Source organism: Flavobacterium soyae (assembly GCF_021245985.1).
Classification (GTDB): Bacteria; Bacteroidota; Bacteroidia; order Flavobacteriales; family Flavobacteriaceae; genus Flavobacterium; species Flavobacterium soyae.
Genome location: NZ_JAJQXA010000003.1, coordinates 320482 through 343573, shown reverse-complemented (window position 1 = coordinate 343573; position 23092 = coordinate 320482). Strand labels below are relative to the sequence as shown.

The window sequence follows — 23092 nt, the reverse complement described above, 5'->3', positions numbered from 1 at the left end:
TTTGCAATGGAACTGATTATTTTTTTACTGCCTCTAATTTAGCAGGAAAAGCTGATTGTCCATCTAAGTTTGTTACAATTAATTCATCTACATTTTTACTTTCGACTGCGTATTTAAAATAATCAGGTTTATTTTTCCCCCATTGCACTGTACAATTTTGTACTTTAATACGTTCAGCCGAATCAAAATAAAATCCCGAAGTACTTCCTTTTACAAAACCTTCTACGTTAGAAGGGCGTCGGTCATAAACACCTCCGGGAAAAGATGTTGTTTTATCTATAAAAACACTCACATTGTCAAAAATAATATTTTTAATTTTATCTTTTGATTCTCCACTTACAAACACACCGTTTTCTCCTGTACACTGAATATTAGAGAAATAGATATTTTTTATTTCGCCCACTTTTCCTTCTGCTGCGCCTTTTGGAAAACGCCAGTTGGCATCTTTATGGTTTCCTTTTGCTCTGCTAAAAGCGGTTACATAAATGGGTTCTGCTTTTCCCCACCAGGTATCGGTATTCAATTTACTTTCTATAATGATATTTGAGAAAATAACATCTCTCACGGTTCCTTCATCTCTGTTCTGAATTCCTAAGGCACGATTGCTGTTTTTAATGATGCAATTATTGAATACCACTTGTCTAATCGCATCCATGTTTTCTGAACCAATTTTAATCGCGCAGCTGCTACTGGTCATGGTACAATTAGTAACTGTAATGTTTTCACAGGCACCAAATTCTTCAAATTCTCTTCGGTTTTTTAAACAAATGCAGTCATCTCCACTTTCGATATAACAATCGCTAATTCTCACATTTTTAGAATGATCCAAATCGATTCCGTCGCTGTTACGCACTTTTAAACTATTCAATAAAGTAATCCCGCTGATTACAACATCATTACAACCAATTAAATGAACTGTCCAATAAGCCGAATTTCCTATATGCACGTCTTTTATTCTAATGTTTTTTCCACCAATAATGGTCAATACGTGAGGTCGCGGATCTAAAACATTAAACGGTTTTAAAACATAAGCATCATCTTGCTCTTCGCCCATAAAAGATATTCCGTTTCCATCTATTTTTCCGCTTCCGCTAATGGTAAAATCTTCTATATTTTCTCCGCCAATCCAAATTGTCCCTTCTCCCGGATTGGTTCTAAAAGCACTTTTGGTATATAATTTTTCATCCGGACTTGCCAATAATTTTGCTCCTGCTTCAATATGAAGATCTACTTTGGATTTTACATCAAATGGTCCGGCCAAAAACGTAAACGGCGCCGGAATCAAAACTCTTCCGCCCGTTTTACTGCAGGCATCAATTGCTTTTTGAATTGCGGCTGCGTCATTGGTTTTTCCGTCTCCTTTGGCTCCATATTTCTTAACGTCGTAAACATTCTGTGCTGCAATGGTTAAGGAAATACAAAAAATTAGGATCGCGATTATAGATTTCTTTTTCATTTCTTTTATGTATTAAAAACTTTATCGAAGATATACTTCGCAAAGTTTTTGGTTTATTTATTTTAATCTCGCAATCCCGATAGCTATCGGGAGCAAAGACGCAGAGTTTTTTTTATTTTAAACATATAGATTAAACATATTATTTGTCATCCTGAGGAACGAAGGATCACACAAGAAACTCCATTTGCTATATCGCCAATCTTTGTCGAGTTTCGATTGTGATCCTTCGTTCCTCAGGATGACAAAACTGACGTAAAAACACAAGAATTTTAAAACTACCTAGCAGGTAATTCAAATTTATTTTGTTCTGGTTCTATTTTTCTTTTTAAAGATTCGCTGTCAAGATTACTCGATGAAACATCTTTAAAAACAATTTGATTCATTTTATCTGAAGGAATATCGATCGCTTTCATTGTCAGGTTTTTTACATCATCAAAAACAAAAGCGGGACGAAAATCTTCTTTCTCCAAAATCAGTTTTATATTTTTCATTTCGATTCCGTTTACGTGACGCACATAAAATCCCCACGAAGGCAATTCTCCAAACATGGTAAATTCAGGGTAACCGTTTATATTTTCTTTTACATCTTTCAATCTGCTTAAAGGATGATACGCCATTCCTTTTGAAGCTCTTCCCGGATACGTAATTTCAATATTTTCTAAAGTTACGTTTTCTATAAGATGTCCCGGAATTCCGGAAATAGAAGCAGGAAACGGATTATGGAAATAATCAACTTCTGGTCCGCGCATATCATAATCAATGTCTGGACGGCCAAAAGGAATTTGTGCTTTTAAGTTTTTAATCGATACATTTTTAATGTAACCCGGTTTATCTCCATTTCTGTGACCTAACCGAATTAATATCGCATTTCCTGTATTTACGGCCGTAATATTAGAAACTTTAATATTTTCAATTTCAGCTCCATCAACAGATTCAATCGCGATTGCCGATCTGAAAGTATCAAAAACCTTAATATTTTCAATCGTAACGTTTTTGAAACTGCCGTAAGAGCCTGTACCAAATTTAACTGCATTGGCGCTCGATCTGATCGTACAGTCTGCAATGTAAATATTATTGTTCTGCAATCCTGGTGATTCTGATTTTAGACAAATGCCATCATCTGCCGCATTTACATTACAATTGGTTATTCTAACATTTTCGCATCCGTCAACGTCAATTCCGTCATTATTCCAATAAGCGGTACTATTGACTTTCATAGAATCAATTACAATATTTTTACAATCTGTAAAACATTGTACCCAACCCGGACTGTTTTTTAATGTAATATTGATCATCGTTATAGAATCACATTTTACAAACGAAATCAGCTTTCCTCTATGGTCTTCAGGACGCATTCTTCTATAATTGTATTTGGGATCAATTAGAACTCCTGTATGATGCAGAGAATCAATTGCTAAAGCCAATTCTCTTCCTTGTCCGTCTATAATTCCTTTTCCGTTTACTGCAATATTTTTTGATTTATTAGCTATAATCAAAGCTCTTATTCCTTCATATTTCGGATAATCATCAGGATTGGTACTTCCTAACAAAATGGCTCCTTCTTCAAAAAACAATTCAACTCCGGTTTTTAAAACGATACTTCCGGATAGAAATTTACCTTTAGAAAAAACAACTCTTCCACCTTTGCTTTTATTTGCTGCGTCAATTGCTTTTTGAATGGCTTTTGTATTTAAAGTTTTGCCATCTCCTATGGCGCCATATTTTTTAATATCAAATACCTTTTGTGCCGAAACAAATAAGGAAATACAGAATATAAGTATCGCAATAATAGATTTCTTTTTCATTACTTTTTTATTTATTTAGTCTCGCAAAGTCGCGAAGTTTTTGTTTCACGCAGATGTCGTAGATTTTGGCAGATTTAATTCGATTTTTTTTTAGATATCTGCGGAATCTGCTTAAATCTTTTTTAAATCTGCGTGAAGCAAAAATCCTTTTTAATCCTACAATCTGTGGCAAAAAACTTTACGTTTCTGCGTCTTTTGAGCAATTTTGAATTATCTTTTTAAATAAACTTTGAGCCTTTGTGTCTTCGCAGCAAAATAAAATTACCAAAAAACAGTATATAAAGCCACTAATATTCCGCAGATAATAAATGAGCCGACAATAAATTCTGAAGACACTTTAAACATAGAGTTATCGACTTCTATTGCATGGATTTCAGTCTCTTGCTCTGAAAGTGGTTTTGCCAAACTAAGGCCAACCATTATAAACACAATTAAAAAGAAAACAATAGTCATTCTGTCTAAGAAAGGATAATCAGGAAAAGCGCCATCTGTCCACATTGGCAAGAATTTCAATATAGCCGCGAGTGGTACTGTTAACAATGCGCCCGCAAGTCCGGCTGATGGCGTTGTTTTTTTCCAGAACATTCCCAATAAGAAAATTGCTAAAACTCCCGGAGAAAAGAATCCCACATATTCTTGTATAAATTGATATGCCTGATCTAATGTTTTTAATGCCGGAGCTACAAAAGCTGCAATAATCATACAGACTACTACACACCATCTTCCTGTACGTACCAGTTTTTTTTCTGTTGCCTGAGAATTAAAATATTTTTTATAAATATCTAAAGAAAAAATAGTCGAAATACTATTTGCTTTTCCTGCCAAAGAAGCTACAATTGCCGCTGTCAAAGCCGCTAAGGCTACTCCTTTTAACCCAGCAGGAAGTAAATTCATTAAAGTTGGATAAGCCTGATCTGGTTTTAAAACCCCTGCGGCATCTACCATTTCCTGCTGAAACATTCCGTTTTCATGCATTACAAACATGGCAATACCCGGTAAAACGGCAATAATTGGAACTAATAATTTTAGAAAAGCAGCAAACAAAATTCCTTTGCGCGCAGTTTTTAAATCGGCACCTAAAGCTCTCTGAACAATATATTGATTACATCCCCAATAAGCCAGATTATTGATTAACATACCTCCAACCAAAACAGACATTCCCGGCAATTCATTATAATGCGGATTTGATTTGTCTAATATCATGTGTAAATGTTCCGGCGCTTCATCAGCAATGACAGCCAGTCCCTTTAAAATATCTTTTCCAAAACCAAACTGATCTGAAAGTAAGGTCAATGCCAGATATGTTGTTACTAATCCTCCAAGAATTAATACTATAACCTGAAACATATCTGTATATCCGATTACTTTCATTCCTCCTAAAGTAACAATAACAGAGAATAAACTTAATGCAATAACACAAAACTGAAAGCTTACCGGCGCAATTGATGAAATAGCCAAAGCCCCCAAATAAATGATAGATGTAAGATTTACAAACACATAGATTAACAGCCAAATAACAGCCATAATAGTACTTACTGTTCCGCTGTATCTTTTGGCCAGAAACTGCGGCATGGTAAATATCTTGTTTTTAAGATAAATTGGTAAGATAAACATGGCCACGATAATTAATGTGGCTGCTGACATCCATTCATAAGAAGCAATCGCAAGCCCGATTGCGAAGCCCGAACCGCTCATACCGATAAAATGTTCCGCTGAAATATTAGAAGCTATAAGTGATGCTCCAATTGCCCACCAGGTAAGTGATCCTTCTGCTAAAAAATATTCGTTGGAACTGGTCGCTGCGGTTTTCTTGCTTCTGTAAATATACATTCCATATGCCGTGACTATGACAAAGTAAATAAAGAAAACAATGTAATCTGCGGTTTGTAATACATTCATAATGGTGTGGTTATTGTGTGGTTAGATAGTAAAATGTATTTTAAAATAGAGCTTAATAATTTTTTAGACACATAGAAACATAGCTTTATAAACTCTATAAAGGCATTTCATTTATTCTAAATTCACATAGCTATGTGTGTTCTTATTTTCTCTTTTTTATTCTCTTGCATAAAAAATAAATCTATGTTTCTATGTGTTAAAAATTTTCTTTATTCTAAATTTTTAGAAACCATTTTCTTTTATATAAAAAGTACAGTAAAATAAGCTGTACAACTGTTACAGATAAAGCAGCAAACACTGGTTGCCAAATGAGCGGCAGAAAATTTATGAGTCCTCCAAAAACATAATCTGCCGTATGTTTAAAATCTACTAAACCTTCTGCGGCGATATAAATTAAAATAGAATTTGAACCGATTAAGATTAATGGGAATGCCCATTTATGAAATCCAAACAAATCAATTGTCAGATAAAAAAAGACAAAAAACAAAATACTGAATCCTCCAACAAAACATACAAATGAACTTGTCCATAAATGTTTATTAATTGGGAAATTAATGTCCCAAAATAATCCTGCAATAATCAGGATTACTGCTGTAAGAGCCATTAAAAGCAGCTTTACTTTTATCGAAAAAGGACATTTTGCTTTTAAAAATGTTCCTGTAAAAACACCCAATAAAGCTGTAGCAACAGCGGGTATGGTAGAAAATATTCCTTCTGGATCATAAACGGTACTGTGCAGTCTGCCCGGTAAAAGCAGGCGATCAATGTATCCTTCTAATGAACCTTCTTTAGTTAAAACTCCGGCACCAAAATCAGGTACTGGAATCCATTTCATTGCTGCGTAATAGCCAATCAAAATACCGACGAACCAGATTAATTGTTTTTTTAAATCAAAATTCAAAAAGATGATTCCGGCAAAAAACCAAGCCAGTCCAATTCTTCCTAAAACACTTGCAAAACGTGTATGATCGAAACCGTCAAATCGCAATAACCCATTTACTACAAATCCTAAAACCAGTAAAATACAGGTTCTTTTAAGCATTGATAAGTATATTTTTCGCTTTTCGTTTCCTGGTAAATCTTTTGGTGTTTTTACACCTGCCAGCTGCATTTTCTTTTCAAAAGAATACGGCATTGAAACTCCTGCAACAAACAGAAACACAGGAAAAATCATATCATAAAATGTAATTCCATTCCATTCTGCATGATGCAGCTGTGATGACATCCAGATAAAAAAAGGAATTGGGGCAGCTTTGGCCAGAGCATGAATAATATGTTCACCGCTCATAATCCAAAACATCACAAATCCGCGCAAGGCATCTAAAGAAATTAATCTTCCATTTGTAGTGTTACTCATTTTTTATAGTATTCAGTGGTCAGTTGATAGTGTTCAGTTTATATAGTGGTCAGTGGTCAGGTTTTTAGTGATCAGTTTTTTTATTAGTGGTCAGTTTTAGTCGCAGTTTTCACTGAAAACTGAGGCTGTAGACTGAGAACAGCAACTGAACACTGAAAAACTGAACACTGAACACATTTTAAAAAATTGGTTTTATAACAAATCCGTAGTTATATTCACTTTGGGTTAATACATATTGTTCGTGCGGTGGTAATCCCCAGCTGTTGTCTCCCCCTAATCCGCGCTGGGTTAAATCAACACAAACTACTACTTCATTTCTTGGAGTGATATCGCTTGAATGAATATTCTTTTTAGAAAGTCCTCCGTCAAAATCACTCGGATAATTGTTTAATGTACTCATGCCTAAAGGCTGCAGACCTTTTATTTCCAAGCCATTTCCTTTATTGGCTGACAATTTAAACCAGCGTATATCTGTCTTGTATCCATTTTCCTGCGGGCGTATATAAGGCACATACTGGTCTGCAACTTTACTGTAATAAATTCCTTTAAATGCAGCTGTTTTTCTGTCCGGATAGTTTTCTAAAGGTCCTCTTCCGTAATAATCCAGATTTTCAAACGTGTTTTTTAAGGTAAAAATCATTCCGAAACGCGGCAGTTCCGGTAACGGATTACTGCCTTTTTTATAAAACGATTGTATTTCTAAAGCACCATCATTTCCTAATGAGTACTTGATTGTATAATCAGAAGCAACATCTTTCAGTTTTAATTTAGCAATCACATATTGCTGCCCATTTTCCTCAGTCTGCTGAATATTTTCTAAATCGGTATTTTTACCCGCTGTTCTCCATACATTCGCTCTAATCTCCATTTTATTTCCCAAATCATTATCGGTTGGTGCTCTCCAGAAATTTGGTTCAGGGTATTGTTTAAAATACTCTTCTCCTTTAAAACTGTAGAATGAAATTAACCCGGTTGACTTACTAATTTTCACAATAACATTATCTGAAGTCAGCACAAACTGTTCTTTTTCATCCTGAATTTTTGCAGGATTAACTTTTTTTGATTTTACAAAATAGCTGGAGTCTTCAATTACAAACTGTTCTTTGGCAATTTCAAAATTCTGGGGCAGTAACTCTGAACCTGTTTTAGTGTAAGCAAAAACATTCAATAAATATTCTGTTCCTTCTTTTGACTGTAATTTTGGTAAATCAATCTTAAACTGTTTTTTCGTTTTAGGTTCTAAAGCAACAGCAATTGTACCTTCTTTGATTATTTTTCCGTTTTCTAAAACCTGATATTTGAAGTTGTATTTATTCAGGTTTGTAAATCCAAAATCGTTTATAATTTCAATTACTCCATTCTTGATATCAACTGCATTAAATAAAATATCCTGATATACTTTTTTAACCTCAAATGCACCGGGATTTGGTGTTCTATCCGGCATAACCAATCCATTATTGCAGTCATTTTCATCATTTGTATAATTCTGACTTCCCATATCGCCTCCGTAAGCCCAGTATTTTCTGCCGTTTTCATCTTCTCTCTCAAATCCCTGATCTACCCAGTCCCAGATAAAACCGCCCTGCATATTTTTACTGCCACGAATGATATCCCAGTATTCCTGAAAATTACCATTGCTGTTTCCCATTGCATGTGAATACTCACACATGATGTACGGACGAGTTACTTCTTTACGCGCCGCATATTCTTTCATGTAAGCAATTGTTGGATACATTGGGCAGACAATGTCAGTGTTTTCGTTTTCTTTTGCCTGTTCAAACTGAACTAATCTTGAATTATCTCTTTTTTTAATCCATTTGTATGCTTCATGAAATACAGGCCCATTGGCACTTTCATTACCTAATGACCAAATTATCACCGATGGAGCATTTTTATCTCTTTCAACAAGACTATAGATTCTATCCAGATGTGCTTCTCTCCATTCTGGAAGATGGCCCGGATTAGTTTTTGGATTCATCCAAATAAGAGGCTGTCCCTCTACTCCCATACCATGGCTTTCGATATTGGCTTCATCCACCAGAAACAAACCGTATTTGTTACACAATTTTACCCACAAAATATTGTTCGGATAATGACTGCAGCGTACTGAATTAATGTTCATCTGCTTCATCATCCTGATGTCTTTCATCATCGTAGCTTCGTCCTGATAATGTCCGGTTACCGGATTATGTTCATGAATATTTACGCCGCGAACCATCAATCGAACTCCGTTTACCAATAATTGCCCGCCTTTTAATTCTACTTTTCTGAATCCGATTTGAGAAGAAACGGTTTCTATAATATCACCTTTTGCATTTTTTAAGGTCAAAAGCAAAGTGTATAGATTTGGCGTTTCACTACTCCATAATTTCGGATTGGCTACAGTCTGAGAAAAATTAATGATCTGAATTTTAGACGCTTCAAAATTGACATTAAGCTCTTTGCTAAACACATTTTTCCCTGAAGCATCTACCAGTTTTGCTACTAATTTTTGATTGTTAACAGCAGTCGAGGTAAGATTCTTTAAACTTACTTCTATATTTAAACTTCCGTTTTTGTACTTCGCATCTAAATCAGGTCTGGCAAAAAAATCTGAAATACGAACATTATCTGTGCTGTACAAATAAACATTTCTGTCAATGCCGGAAAGTCTCCAAAAATCCTGATCTTCAAGATATGAGCCGTCACTCCATCTGTATACTTCTACAGCCAGATTATTTTTTCCGGGTTTTAAATATTTAGAAATATCAAATTCTGCCGGACTTTTGGTGTTTTCGGTATAGCCAACTTTTTCACCATTCACCCAAATATACATGGCAGATGTTCCTGCTTCAAAATGAAGAAAAACATGTCGGTTTTTCCAGTTCTCAGGCAGCACAAAATCTTTTTTATAAGAGCCTACAGGATTATCCGAATGATTGATAAAAGGCGGATTTCTTTCGAAAGGATAGGTAATATTGGTATAAATTGGTATACCGTACCCATTTAGTTCCCAATTGGATGGTACCTGAAGTTCCTTCCAGTTTAAAGTACTGAAATCTGTTTTGTAAAAATCCTTCGGGCGCTGGTCCGGTGTTGGCGACCAGGAAAATTTCCATTTACCGTTTAAAGAAAAAAACCAGGGCGAGTTTTCATATTTATCACTTATAGCCGAAGTTTCATCTGCATATGGAAGAAAAGCAGCACGAGCCGGTTCTCTGTTAATTTGAAATACATGAGGATTTTCCCAATCGTTACGATCTTTTTCCTGAGCCGAAACAGCGGTTCCGTAAAGAATCAGCAGGCATAATAAAAGTATTTTGGTTTTGGTTTTATGCATTATTTTGGTTTTAGATAGCTGGCAATTATTTTTCTAACACATAGAAACATAGTTTTCTTTGTCTCAAAAAGCGTTTCACTTATTATAAAAACACATAGCTATGTATGAGAAATTAGCTTCTTTTAATAGATCTTTATTATGCTCAAAAGAAAATCTATGTTTCTATGTGTTTATGTAACCTTTTTAAAACTTCAGCTTCTCAGGTAAATATTTAGCTACTAATTCTTTATAATAAGGAAGCAATGCTTTTACATCTGGTTTAACGGGAGCTTTAGTGTATAAATCGTACGGATTAAATTTTCTTACCCAGTCAAACATTTCGATATCTTTTTCATTCATTAAATGGGCATAAGCATTTTCTTTATGCTGTGAATAGAATGAATGATAACGAATCATATATAAAGCCGGATCCGGAAGATAATCTTTCATAATCTGATACAGATATTCGTCATGTCCCCAGCTCATTTTTACATTATCCAGTCCGCAGTTTTCTGTGTAAACACCAAATTTGGTATTGAATCTTTCGTCTGTATAATCGGGATTTTCTTTAAAAAACTCTGGGTAAACAATCTTATCTGAATAGGCACAGCCAACCGGGAATGTGTCGCCGACAACTGCCCACTGCGGTTCTCCGAACAAACATAAAATTTTACCCAAATCATGAATAAAGCCTGTAAGTACAAACCAATCCGGGTGACCGTCTGCTCTAATAGCTTCAGAAGTCTGTAAAAGGTGCTGTGTCTGATCTAAGTCAATATCCGGATCACTGTCGTCTACCAGCGTATTTAAAAAGTCAACGGCTTCCCAAATTGACATTTCTTTTTTATTGAATTGTAAAAACTCCTGTTCTTTGCTGCACACAAAATCATAAGTTTGATAGGTATGGTTTATTCTGTAAAACTCCTTAACCGTTTCTACTCTTTCAGAATCGACATAATTCCTGAATTCTTCTTTTGTTTTTTCCGGTGCACTTTCAGAAGGATCAGGATATCGCAATAACAAATCATCTTCCCATTCATCTAAATTATTCAACGGATTGTCTGTGTCTATATGCTTTTTCATAATGCTAAAAAGTTTAAAAGTTATAACACAAAAATAGAATTACATCTACCGTTCAAAATGGATTAATACATCAAAAACATGGATGATTTTGATTATTACAGGATTTTTCATGGATTATTTAGCTTTTTTTTGATTCCAGCGTATCAAGTATAGCCTGCGGTTTCAACCGCAGAAGACGTTATGAGAGAAATTAAATTGTTGATTTTTTTGCCACAGATTACACAGATTAAAAGGATTTTATTTTGTGCTGGAACATAACTTTTCAATATAGCCCGCGGTTTCAACTGCGGGAGATGTTATGAGAGAAATTAAATTGCTGATTTTTTGCCACAGATTACACAGATTAAAAGGATTTTATTTCATCTTGGAACATAGCTTTTCAATATAGCCCGTGGTTTCAACCGCGGGAGACGTCGCGAGGAAATTAGATTGCAGATATGCATTGTGTTCCCGTAGTTGAAACCACGGGCTATATTCTTCAAAATATTTACCAAAATAATTTGTGGAAATTCGTGTAATTAGCCGCGAAAGAAAAAATCCTTTTAATCTGTATAATCTGTGGCGATAAAAATTAATTAATAAGCTTACTCGGCGGGAAACCAAACTGTTTTTTAAAACATCTACTGAAATATAAAGGATCATTAAAGCCTACAAGATTGGTTACTTCAGAAACATTATATTTTTTAGTTTTGAGCAGTTCTGCCGATTTTTTTAAACGAATGGTTCTAATAAATTCGTTTGGTGCCAAATCTGTCAGTTCCTTAATTTTTCTATATAATTTTGAAGAACTCACGCCCAGTTTATCGCACAAAAAGTCTGTAGAGAGATCTACTTCACTTAAATTATCATTGATTAGATTAGTTACTTTTTCCATAAATTCTTCATCAATTGGAGAATGTGTAAGCATGCTTATTTTGCTTTCTATTTCTCCGGAGAATTTTTGTTTGAGTTCTAATCTTGATTTGATCATATTTTCAATAACCGTTTTAAGCAATAATGGTTCAAAAGGTTTAACCAGATATCCATCTGCACCCATGTCATAGCCCTTTACTTTATCCATATTTTCAGAAAGAGCAGTAAGCATCACAACCGGAATATGGCTTATAAATTCATCATTTTTAAGTTGTCTGCAAAACTCCAGTCCATCCATAACGGGCATCATTACATCGGCAACACATAAAATTGGTTTAATCTGCCTGCAGATTTTCAAACCTTCTTCTCCATTTTCTGCATCATAAACTTTGTAATAATCAGACAAATAATCAACCAGATATTTTCTAAGTTCACTATTATCTTCAATTACCAGTATTTTCTCTTTAAGATCTGTGTTCTGGATGGTTTTCTTAGCTGCTTTTTCTGGAATGAGCATACTCAGGTTGTCATTTTTAAGTGCATATTCAAACACTTCTTTATGTTCGTAAGAATTGCGGTCAATCGGAATTTCAACTGTAAATGTACTCCCTTTTCCTTGTGTACTTTCTACAGCAATAACTCCTTTATGAATTGCTACTAAAGATTTAACCAAAGACAAACCAATGCCCGATCCTGTATTATTGGCTTTACTGTTAGTTGCCTGATAAAATCGTTTGAAAATTTTCTCCTGGCTTTTTAATGGAATACCAATTCCATCATCTGTTACTTCGATTACTAAAATATCTTCGACTGTATCTTTCAGCCTGATATACAAATCGACGTTTCCATTTTTATTGGTAAACTTTAAGGCATTCGACAAGAGATTGTATAGAATTTTATCGTACTTATCATTATCCAGCCAGCCGTTTATTTCATCATCTTCAGTAATAAAATTGAGCTTGATCTTTTTATTATAAGCCATTTCCTTAAAGGAATCAAAAATATTTTTCGAGTAAGCCAGAATATCTGTTTTAGTTACTTTTAGTTTTAATTCACCTGACTGTGCTTTTCTAAAATCTAATACCTGATTTACAAGATTCAATAACCTGCTGGCGTTTTGATAAATCAGATTGTATCTGCTTTTTTCATAATCGGTTGCATTGCTGTTTTCATCTAACAGCTGTTTTGCCGGACCTAAAATTAGTGTTAACGGTGTTCTTAATTCATGCGAAATATTGGTAAAGAAACGTAATTTTTCATTGTTCAGTTTAACGTCGTGTTCTCTGTTTACTTTTTCGGTAAGGAGTTCTTGTTTTAAACGAATTCTGTTTTTTATCTCTTTTCTGATGAAATAAAAAATACCAAATAAAAGTGCTAAAAACAGTAAAAAAGAAGTTGGCGTAAGCCAGAAAGGCGGCAGGATTTTTATTTTATAAGAAACCGCTTTGCTCCAATATCCGTCGCTGTTGCTTGATCTTATTTTAAATACATAACTTCCCGGATAAAGGTTCGTATATTGAACTATTCTAGATGTACTGTTAGCAGTAATCCAATGTTTGTCAAAACCTTCGAGCATATATTGAAACTTATTCAGTTTTTCATTTGCAAAAGAGGGAGTTGAAAACTGGATCGAAAAATTGCGGTTTTTATGGGTAAGTTCTATCTCTTTTCCATAATTTAAATCTTTTGAAAGCGGGATTTCTCCATTAATCTCCATTTCCGGAAACACTTCTTCGTTCTGAATTTTAAATTCGGAAATAACAGGCAGCGGCGACCATTTGTTTCTTTTCATTCCCGGCGGCGAAAAAGAAATAATCCCATTTTTACCTCCCAGAAAAATATTAGAATTATTAAAGTAAAAAAAGCCGCTTGAACTAAAAACGTCCAATCTGTTGCCACTGTTTACATGGTAAATACTAATATCTTTTAAATTAGATTTAACGAAGGCAATATTATTGTTGTTGATATTCAGCCATAAGTTTCCATTTGCATCTGATAAGATATCGGTAATCCATTTACCTGAAAGCTCTTTAAGATTTTTTACAGGTTCAAATTCGTTCTTTTTGGAATTAAACAGACAAAGCCCAAAACGTGTTGAAGCCCATATTTTTCCCTTTACATCTACTAAAACATCACTTACATTTTCATCATGGGGCACTCCTTTTTCTTTTATAAAAAGCGACGAGTAGGTTTCTATTTTTCCTGAATTGATGTTGTATTTTACAACTCCGGTTTCTGTGGCAAACCAAACATTATTTTTAACGTCCCTTTCTATAGCATTTATCTGAAAACCTGGTAAAAGTTTCCCTTTAGAGGTTTGTACCTGCAGAGTTTTGGTATTTAATATTACTGCGCCTTCTCCAAAAGAACCTACAATCATAGAATCGTCTCCAATTTTTGCAAAAGCAAAAACGGGCGATTTTTCAAATCCTGCTTTTATTTCTCTGGAAGAATTTGTACTGTAATTGTAAACTAATATGTTCCCGTCCCAAAGGCCGCAATAAAAAGTCTTTCCATCATCAGAATAAATACTGGCGATATCTTTTCCTGTGTTGTGTAATGGAGTTGAACCTTTTGTATTCGAAATAAAAAGTCCGTTATGGTAGGTTGCTACAATCACTTTTTCGTCATACGTTTTGGCAAAACCTCTTATACGCGGTGCCTGATTACCTATGGAACGTGATATATCTTTGTTTAAAGTGAACTGATTTTCATAAGGGTCGTATTTGTCCAATCCGTCTTCTGTTCCAATCCATAAGACCCCGGAAGCATCAAAGTAAAGTGCTGAAATTAAATTATCTACAAGCGAAGTATCATCTGACAAAATTGAATAATACCATTTATAATTTCCTTTTTGAATGTCTTCTAATTGATTACAAACCAGCAATCCGCCTAAAGTCCCTACCCAATATTTTCCATCGGGAGCTCGGGCAACTGATAAAAAATACGGCCCTAAGGCACCTCTAACCTGTTTGTTTTCTATATACAAATTGACAAACTGATCGCTGGCTTTATCTAGTTTATATAAACCTTCCCGGGTTCCTACAAAAATATCCGATTTGGCGTCTTCGTAAATAAAATTGATGTATGGATTTTTTATGTTGGAATGCGGAACAGAAAGTGTGTAATTATTAATTCGTACAATTGCTCCTTTTGCATCCATCGTTATTTTTGCAACAGACGATTTTTCATAACTTCCAATCCAGACATTGCCTTTTTTGTCTTCAAAAATTTCTTTTACGTAATCGAAACCTTTAAGCTGAATTTTCTCGAACCGGTTTTCTTTCAAAAAGAACAGATACACTCCTTTTGTTTTAGTACCCACCCAGACTCTTTTAAATTTATCTACATAAACTGCTCTGACTTCATCATCGGGCAGACTATTTGGATCTTCTTTTTTATTGAAAAAAGTGGTAAAAACGTGGGTATCCATTTTGAAAAGTGTCAATCCTTTTCGGGTACCAATCCATAAGTGATTTGATGCTTCATCCAGTTCCAAAGCCGTTATGTCATCATTGTACAATTTATTCTTTCCCAGAGAAGAACTCATGTAGTTTTTGAACTGATAACCGTCAAAACGATTTAATCCTGAGAATGTTCCAAACCACATAAAACCTTTTTTATCCTGCACAATATGCCGCACTGAATTATGAGACAATCCGTTATTGTCATTATAATGCGCAAATTTTATATTCTGTGAATTAGAATGATAAAAAATGGCAAAAAACAAGAATAGTATTAAGGACTTTTGTCTCATGGAAATAAATTATAAATGCAATTTAATCTTTTTGATTTAATAAATATCAAAATTATTTAACAGATAAATTATCAATTTTGTTATTCTTCAAATCAATTTTAAAATGATCGGAAGGTTCCCCATTCATGGTTTTTAAAAATATTTCTGCCCATAAAATCAATTTTGGCTCATTTGATCTTTTTAACTGCCTGCAAACCAATTCATATTGTTTTAATTTCTTGTTCCCAATTTCTGAAATCGCCAGTTCATCGGCATTTTTTAAGCGGTAAAAATCGAAAATCATATCAAAACCAGTCCATGATTCAAAATCGGAAATCGTTAAAGAATTTGATTGCAGATCTTTATCAATTTCTGATGCATTTTTATTGATTTCTAATAAATTTTTGCCTGAAAGATTTACAATTGATTTTAAAAATTCGGCCGGAAAATCTTCGGGCAAGAACCTTAAACGTACTAATTCCTTTAAATGCCAAGCGGTAAATTCTTTATAATCTTTGGCTTTTAGGATTTCTTTATTCCAAATATGATCGCTTTTACTATTTTGCAAATGAGTATATTCTTCTTCATAAAAAGGGAATAAACTATTAAAATCAATGACTTTGCCAACTACAACAGTTTCAACTTCGAGTTCAGAATCAGAATGAATGGTCAATATTTTGTACGCCGGCATATATGCTGCAAGTGAAGGCGTCTGAATATTAAACAATGTATTACCTTTTGCTGATGTTCTTACACCCGTATCATTGATATGCATGTGTCCGCCAAAATGGACCTGAATGCCGGCATCTGCAAATTGCTGTGCTGCTGCTTCATCAGGAACTCGCTGCAATTGCATTTTATCAGCACCAAAAAGCTGTTTTAATTCCGGTGATGCATTGTCATTAAATTCAACCATCGGATAATGACTGAAAGCTATCAGTATTTTTCCTCTTTTCTTTGCTTCCGCAGAAACTTTTTTAACCCAGTTTAGCAGATGGCTTTTATAAATCAGAACGTTATTATAACCTGTATTGGCTCCCGAAAAATCATGCGGGTTATCTGGCTGGCCCGATAATTTCTCGTTCGGTACATAAGCGTTGGCATCTATTGCTAAAAGCCAGATTCCTTTAATTGGTTCGACAAGGTAACTCGCATCTGGAAGAAATAAACTGGTGTTTTTAATTGCATACGTTCTTTTTTCTAAAACTGATTCTTTTTGGGCTTCTTCAAAATTATAATGCTCATACCTGTAGTTAGAAAAAGGAGTTTCCCAATACAAATTGGTCTTTTTTGGAAAAAAACCAAAATCTCTCATTTCGTGAATGGTTTCCTTATAACCCCAGTTTTTTATATCGGCTGTGATAATAGGATCCAGTTCACTTTTACTTTTATTGAAATTGTTTTTAGAACTGCTGATGATTTGCTCTTTTCCGTCTTTACCCAGAAAATCAGTTTTAACGGCATCCTGCGAAAATGGTCTTACAACATCATGATTGCCGGTCGTTACAAAAAAGGAAATCCCGTATTTTTGAGAATATTCGTTGAGTATTTTTCTCAATCCGCGTACATGAACAGGCTGTCCGTCGTCGCTGAAATCGCCCGGAAGTACAACTTGTTTGATACCTCTTTTGACAATATCATTTAAGGCTTCTAAAAAGGCAAAATAATTTTCATTAAAAATTCTGGTTGAATGCAGCTGCGAATTCATCGTTCTGATATTGGCATATTCGCCCGTAACCGGATTTTTTATTCCCTGATAATTGTTGTCTTCAAATTTTGCAAAAATATCTTGTAAATGAACATCGGCTATAAAAGCGATTTGGGTCTTTTTCTCATCGAAATGCTGTTCTGTTTTACAGGAAATCAGAACTAAAAGTATCAATGAACAAAAGATATTTTTGAATGACATTTTTATTATTTTAATATTATCCTCTTAGGTCAGCTTTTTAATTTGAAACACATAGAAACATAGATTTCGGTACCGTTAAAAAGCGTTTCACTTGCATTAACACATCCCGATAGCTATCGGGATTATGTGCAAAAACTAGTTTTTTTAAAGTTCTTTTCTAAATTTCTAAACCTATGTTTCTATGTGTTTAAAATAAACCTATTTTTTTACTCCGTTACCTTTACCAAAGTAAAATTAATCCCTAGCGGATTTTTAGTTACTTTACAGATTAAAGGATATTCAGGATTTTTTACGATCCACATTTCAGTTTCATCAATCTGTGCGGTTACGTGTAACGCATCTATCCATTTTCCGTCAATGGAAACTCCGTTTTTATCTTCGTTTTTGTCCAGAACATAAGTCGTATTATTGTACACAAAAGAATTGTTTTTTACTAAATCCTGATAAGCCGACTGCGATATCATAAAAAAAGTTTCTGTGGGTTTTAAATTCAAAACCGGTGCGTATTCTCCCTGATTAAAACTTAAGGTATTTCCGTTTTTTACCGCTTCAGGAAGCATCACAATTTTGCTTTTTACACCTCTTGTTTCCAATTTGAAAGCCAGCGCATTATCTGCTGTTTCAGCCGTAAGCTGCAAGGTTCTGGTCTGTCCGTGAAGTTTGCAGACATAATGCAGTTCGGTATTATTTTTTAGTGTCGGAATGTAGTTCTGTGCTATTCCAGTTTTATAAACGGTACAAAAAAGAATAACTAAAATTATATTTTTCATCTTGCTGATCGTTTTATTTAGCCGGCGGTAAAACTGCAGTTCCCCAAGCCGAAGGTTTCGAATCCATTTCAAGAATCAATTCTCCTCCGTTATTAATATCATCATGTAAAATCCACGCTTTGTTATAGCTTTTTCCGTTTAAAAAAGCAGCTTTTATATATTTGTTTTTATCACTCATTTTTTTTGCTGTAATCTTAAACTTTTTACCGTTTTCTAATTGTATCGCCGTTTCTTTAATTAAGGGCGTGTTTATCAAGTAATAAGGCTGTCCGGCATTTGGATATAATCCCATCATGTGGAAAGCAAGCCACGAAGACATTGCACCTGAATCGTCGTTGCCGGGAAGTCCTTCTCTTGAAGTATTGAAATTATTTTTGATAATGGTTCTGATTCTGTCGCTGCTCAAATACGGTTTTCCGATCCAGTGATACAGGCAGGGCGTTAAAAACGACGGCTCGTTGGCAACATTATACAAATCTGAATTAAAGAAAGTATTCAATCTGTCTTCAAACGCTTTTTCTCCTCCTGATTTACGAATCAGTTCCGGAACATCGTGTGGAATGCTCAATGAATATTCCCATGAATTTCCTTCGTAAAAGAAAACGCACCAATGGCAGACATACCAAGGCGATTCGATAATTACAGGCGTATATTTAAAAGTAGGTTTCTGGATTTTTGATTCTCCGAAAACAACATCATCCAGCCATTTTCCGTCTTTGTCTTTTGGCATAATAAATCCTTTGGCTCCTTTATTTTCGTAATCAGAACGCCATAAATTCTGCCAGCTGTCGGCTTGTTTGATATACTGATTATACAAATCTGTTTTTCCTAATCCTTTTGCTACTACGGCAATATTATAATCGTTGTACGCATAATCGATTGTTCGGTTTCCTGCGCGGTCTGTGCCATAAGGAACATATCCTAATTTCAGGTAATCTATAAGTCCGCCTCTTCCTTCTTTTTCTTCATTTCCTCCCGGCGGAACTGTGGCGTCTTTGAGCATTGCCTGCAGTGCCAGTTCGTAATCTATTCCTTTTAAGTTTTTTACAAAAGCATCTGCTAAAACAACCTCAGCGTTAGAACCACCCTGAGTTCGTCCGTTATCGTTGCCGCTTCTTCCTTCGGGTAAATAACCTTCGCGTTTGTAAATGTTCAGCATGGCATTGATTATTTCTACTTTACGCTTAGAATCTATCAATGTAATTAATGGGCTTGAGGTTCTAAAAGTGTCCCAAATCGTATAAAAATCATCATAATAAGGTTCATCATTTGTCCATAACGGATTTTCTCCTGTCCGGTCAACCGGCATAATCATCGTATGATATAAACCAGTGTAGAACATTTTTTTATACTCTTCTGAAGTATCCTCAGATAATTTAATTCGGCTTAATAAGTTTTCCCATTTATTTTCTAAAGTGGATAAAACGGTATTAAAATCCCAATGCGGAATTTCAACTTCGATGTTATTTTTTGCTTTTAATTCGCTTAAAAATGAGATTCCGATTTTGACATTCAGTTCTTCTTTTCCTGTGTTTCCGAAAGAAAGCAAGGCTGCTGTTTTTTTTCCTGAATCAAATTGTGCTTTTTGATTGTTATAAAACTTTCCGTCTTTAAAGGTTACATATTTTGCAATTGGCTGATCGAAAACGGCCCAGAAGTAAACAGTATAAGCACGTCCGTTATTCCAACCTCCTCTTATTCTGCTGTATCCCCGAACTTCGGTGTCTGAAACAATTTCGATCTGAGAACCTACAAACTGCTGTGCTTCTCTGGCATCAGGAATTTTTTCTTCTCCCAGAAAAAATCCGGGGTCAATTTTTAATTCTTTGGATGTGTTTTTTGGGTAAGTAAATCTGTAAAAGGATACTTTTTCACCTGTAGTTATTTCGGTTTTGATTTTATTTTCTTTGAAAACGGTTTCATAGTACCCCAGTTTTACATTTTCTTCTGCCCTGAAAGAAGTCTGGTCCAGTTTATCTAAAGCACCGGAAAACGGCATTATCTGAATATTTCCGTATTTAGGGCCTCCGCCCGTTCCGCTCACATGCACCTGACTGAAACCTGTTACTTCTTTCGGTATTGGAAGCCAGCCGCTATTTGGACTCGAGGTACAGTCCGGGCTTGGTTTTACCATTCCGTAAGGACATGAAGGGCCAATAAAAACCCTGCCTACTCCTTCTGATCCAATCATTGGGTCTACATATTGATGTACTGTCTGCTGGGCATTAATGATTATTGTAAACAAAAATGATATTCCTAAAAGTATATTTTTACTGTATATTTTCATTACTTATTTATTTCTTTGAACTATTTTTTAGCCACAGATTTAAAGGATTACAATGATTTTAAAAATAATCCGAATAATCTGTGAAATCTGTGGCTAAAAAATTATTGCAAGCATTTAATTTGACATTTCTAAAATTAATTCACCTCCATTGGTGATCTCCTTATGCGAAAGAGTAAAATCTTTTACAATTTTATTGTTGTATTTGATGTCTTTTATATACACATTTTCAGGATTGTTATTATTTGCTTTTATCACAAATGTTTTACCTGTATAGTATTTCTGATTTAAGTCTATTGAAATTTTATTAAATATAGGGCTTCCTATTTGATAAACAGCATCTTTGTCTGTACCGCCATTCATTTGAAACAAACCCAATTTAAGCAATACATTCAGACTTCCCATTAATCCCTGATCTTCGTCTCCGTTATAACCGGTTGCGGGAGATAATCCGCTGAAAGTTTCTTTTACTACGTTTCTTGTCCAATACTGCGTTAAATCCGGTCTTCCTAATATGGTAAAAATATTAGATGTCTGCATAGAGGGCTGATTTCCAAAATTAACTGGAATTCTGCTAAACTCCGGGTGCAATTCTGCATCGTGTGATGTCCCGGAAGTATATTTTTGTTTTTTGGCTGTTTCAAACTGTGTGTTCAATTTTGCGACAGCTTTTTCTTTTCCTCCCATTAAAGCGGCTAATCCTTCAATATCATGCGGTACAAACCACGTTGACTGCGCTCCATTCGATTCTATAAATCCATTTTCGTATTGATACGGATCATAATCTTCACGCCATTTTCCTTCAACATTTTTCGGACGCATCCAGCCTATTTTTGCATCAAAAACATTTTTATAGTTTTCAGCTCTTTTCATAAAATAATTATAATCCTCTTCATGGTTTAGTTTTTTTGCCAATTGCGCCAAAGTCCAATCCTGATATGCATATTCTAAAGTCTGGCTTACACCGTCTTCATGGCTTCCGAAATTACCATCGGGAAGCGGGTACGGTACATATCCTTTTTCTAAATAATATTTTAATCCGCCGCCAATATTGGTATTATGTTCATATCCGGCTTTTTCCATAATACCGCCCGGCATATGATTTTTTTTGAGTGCAGTATAAATCCCTTCCAAATCTTCTTTGACTATTCCTTTTTGAATGGCGCTTACAATAAAAGGCGTTGCTGAGGCTCCTGTCATTACATAAGTGTCATTTCCGCCCGACGGGCCACGCGGAATTATACCGCCGTCTTTATAATACTGCATTAAAGAATACACAAATTCTTCCATAATTTCAGGATATACAAGTCCCCAAAGATTATTTATTGTCCATTGTGCTCCCCAAAAAGCATCTGAATTATAATGATTGAATTTTGGTTTTCCGTCAGCATTTAAAGGTAGATGTCCCACCCTGAATTTGGCACCTGTATTATCAGGATAAGCTCCATTTGCATCACTGATCGTTTTTCTTCCTTGCAGGGCATGCCATAGATCAGTATAAAATCTTCTCTGATCGGTTACTGTTCCTCCTTCTATTTTTATTCTTCCTAATAAATCACTCCATTCTTTTCTGGAATCAGAGATTGTTTTATTAAAATTCCAATGTGGTAATTCGGTTTCAATATTATTATTGGCATTTTCAATTGAGGTGTAGGATATTCCTACTTTCATCAATATTTTTTCGGCTGTTTTATGAAAATTAACCAAATAATTACCCGTCACATTATCTATTTCTAAAGAAGTAATGGGCTCATTTGTTTTAATTTTAAAAAATACTGTTAGTGGTTTTGGACGTCTAAAATTGGTACTCAAAACTAATGATCCGGAAAGTTCATAATCATTGTTTTTTTCTAATTTTCCGTTTGTATTTTCGCAAGGGCCTAAAATAGTGTTCAAATTAAAAAGAACTGCTTTTTGTGCCTTTATAGGAAAAGTATATTTATGAAAACCAACTCTTGGCGTGCTGGTTAATTCTGCAGTTATTTGATATCTATTTAATTTTATTGAATGATATCCTGGTGTTATAATTTCGGTTTGATGACTGAATTTGGAATAAAAATCTTTAAAAATAGTTTGTTTGTTTTCAGCAGAAACTGTTACGGGCATTACTGATACGCCTGACATCTGCCATTCGTGAATGTGGCTGAAACCTTTAACTGTATCTGTAGTATATTTATAACCGCCTCCCCAATCGCCGTTAATTTCGGTATCAGGATTTAAGTTTACCATACCAAACGGACGGCTTGCTGATGAAAAGTAAAACCATCTGGAATTTTCTGTGTCCAGCTGCGGATAAACCATATCTGATAGTTGTTTCTTTTTTAAAGAAACTTCTTTTGGGGCTTTACATGACACTAAAAAAATAAGAACTAAACTTACTCCAATGCGTCCTGTTTTATAGATTTTATTTAGTTCCATTTATTCGTTTTGTATTGTTGGGGCAATAGTTGGTTTATTTCTAAATCGAAAATATAAGGCACAGGATTTACCTGAGAATTGCTGGGTCTAATGTATTCTTAAAACATAAATTGAAGAATATTACAAAGCTTAATCTTTCATTCATTTCTGGAACGGCATTCGATTAAGCTTTGTGTTTATTCAAAAAATGAAACTAAACTGATTCTCACGATCAACTGAAAAAAG

Annotated in this window: 11 protein-coding genes; all 11 read right to left on the bottom strand. The window is 34.7% G+C overall.

Translation table 11 applies throughout. The features are described 5' to 3' along the window. Positions 1 to 16 precede the first annotated feature (16 nt). The 11 genes from LUU93_RS05870 to LUU93_RS05820 all read right to left on the bottom strand — a co-directional run bounded on the left by LUU93_RS05870 (position 17) and on the right by LUU93_RS05820 (position 22867). On the bottom strand, positions 17 to 1456 hold the full coding sequence (locus tag LUU93_RS05870; protein WP_232679282.1) for a glycoside hydrolase family 28 protein: 1440 nt from the start codon (positions 1454 to 1456) through the stop codon (positions 17 to 19). Positions 1457 to 1731: 275 nt separating this feature from the next. Beyond that, the gene (locus LUU93_RS05865) at positions 1732 to 3261 is read right to left on the bottom strand and encodes a glycoside hydrolase family 28 protein (protein ID WP_232679281.1); all 1530 of its coding nucleotides are present in this window, start codon (positions 3259 to 3261) and stop codon (positions 1732 to 1734) included. Positions 3262 to 3522: 261 nt separating this feature from the next. Then, on the bottom strand, positions 3523 to 5160 hold the full coding sequence (locus LUU93_RS05860; RefSeq protein ID WP_232679280.1) for a sodium/sugar symporter: 1638 nt from the start codon (positions 5158 to 5160) through the stop codon (positions 3523 to 3525). A 214-nt stretch (positions 5161 to 5374) separates the two neighbouring features. Then, positions 5375 to 6517 carry an acyltransferase family protein gene (locus LUU93_RS05855; RefSeq protein WP_232679279.1) on the bottom strand — a complete coding sequence of 381 codons (1143 nt, stop codon included), beginning with the start codon at positions 6515 to 6517 and terminating at the stop codon, positions 5375 to 5377. Positions 6518 to 6695: 178 nt separating this feature from the next. Beyond that, positions 6696 to 9836: a beta-galactosidase, LacZ type gene (gene lacZ / locus LUU93_RS05850; RefSeq protein ID WP_232679278.1), complete on the bottom strand. Its 3141-nt coding sequence runs from the start codon at positions 9834 to 9836 to the stop codon at positions 6696 to 6698. A gap of 183 nt (positions 9837 to 10019) precedes the next feature. Beyond that, entirely contained in the window at positions 10020 to 10898 is an 879-nt protein-coding gene (locus tag LUU93_RS05845; protein WP_232679277.1) for an inositol oxygenase family protein, read from the bottom strand. 571 nt (positions 10899 to 11469) lie between these two features. Then, a complete protein-coding gene (locus LUU93_RS05840) occupies positions 11470 to 15507 on the bottom strand; it encodes a hybrid sensor histidine kinase/response regulator transcription factor (RefSeq protein WP_232679276.1) in 4038 nt (1345 codons plus the stop codon). A gap of 52 nt (positions 15508 to 15559) precedes the next feature. After that, entirely contained in the window at positions 15560 to 17395 is a 1836-nt protein-coding gene (locus LUU93_RS05835; RefSeq protein ID WP_232679275.1) for a metallophosphoesterase family protein, read from the bottom strand. A 206-nt stretch (positions 17396 to 17601) separates the two neighbouring features. After that, the gene (locus LUU93_RS05830) at positions 17602 to 18165 is read right to left on the bottom strand and encodes a hypothetical protein (RefSeq protein ID WP_232679274.1); all 564 of its coding nucleotides are present in this window, start codon (positions 18163 to 18165) and stop codon (positions 17602 to 17604) included. A gap of 13 nt (positions 18166 to 18178) precedes the next feature. Then, positions 18179 to 20452, bottom strand: coding sequence for a GH92 family glycosyl hydrolase (locus LUU93_RS05825; RefSeq protein ID WP_232679273.1), 2274 nt, complete (start codon positions 20450 to 20452; stop codon positions 18179 to 18181). Positions 20453 to 20566: 114 nt separating this feature from the next. Beyond that, complete coding sequence (locus LUU93_RS05820) at positions 20567 to 22867, bottom strand: GH92 family glycosyl hydrolase (RefSeq protein ID WP_232679272.1); 2301 nt, start codon at positions 22865 to 22867, stop codon at positions 20567 to 20569. Positions 22868 to 23092 lie beyond the last annotated feature (225 nt).

Coding starts and splice junctions, on each gene's coding strand:
- LUU93_RS05870 (WP_232679282.1), bottom strand. CDS start 1,456: ATGAAAAAGAAATCTATAATCGCGATCCTAATTTTTTGTATTTCCTTA.
- LUU93_RS05865 (WP_232679281.1), bottom strand. CDS start 3,261: ATGAAAAAGAAATCTATTATTGCGATACTTATATTCTGTATTTCCTTA.
- LUU93_RS05860 (WP_232679280.1), bottom strand. CDS start 5,160: ATGAATGTATTACAAACCGCAGATTACATTGTTTTCTTTATTTACTTT.
- LUU93_RS05855 (WP_232679279.1), bottom strand. CDS start 6,517: ATGAGTAACACTACAAATGGAAGATTAATTTCTTTAGATGCCTTGCGC.
- lacZ (WP_232679278.1), bottom strand. CDS start 9,836: ATGCATAAAACCAAAACCAAAATACTTTTATTATGCCTGCTGATTCTT.
- LUU93_RS05845 (WP_232679277.1), bottom strand. CDS start 10,898: ATGAAAAAGCATATAGACACAGACAATCCGTTGAATAATTTAGATGAA.
- LUU93_RS05840 (WP_232679276.1), bottom strand. CDS start 15,507: ATGAGACAAAAGTCCTTAATACTATTCTTGTTTTTTGCCATTTTTTAT.
- LUU93_RS05835 (WP_232679275.1), bottom strand. CDS start 17,395: ATGTCATTCAAAAATATCTTTTGTTCATTGATACTTTTAGTTCTGATT.
- LUU93_RS05830 (WP_232679274.1), bottom strand. CDS start 18,165: ATGAAAAATATAATTTTAGTTATTCTTTTTTGTACCGTTTATAAAACT.
- LUU93_RS05825 (WP_232679273.1), bottom strand. CDS start 20,452: ATGAAAATATACAGTAAAAATATACTTTTAGGAATATCATTTTTGTTT.
- LUU93_RS05820 (WP_232679272.1), bottom strand. CDS start 22,867: ATGGAACTAAATAAAATCTATAAAACAGGACGCATTGGAGTAAGTTTA.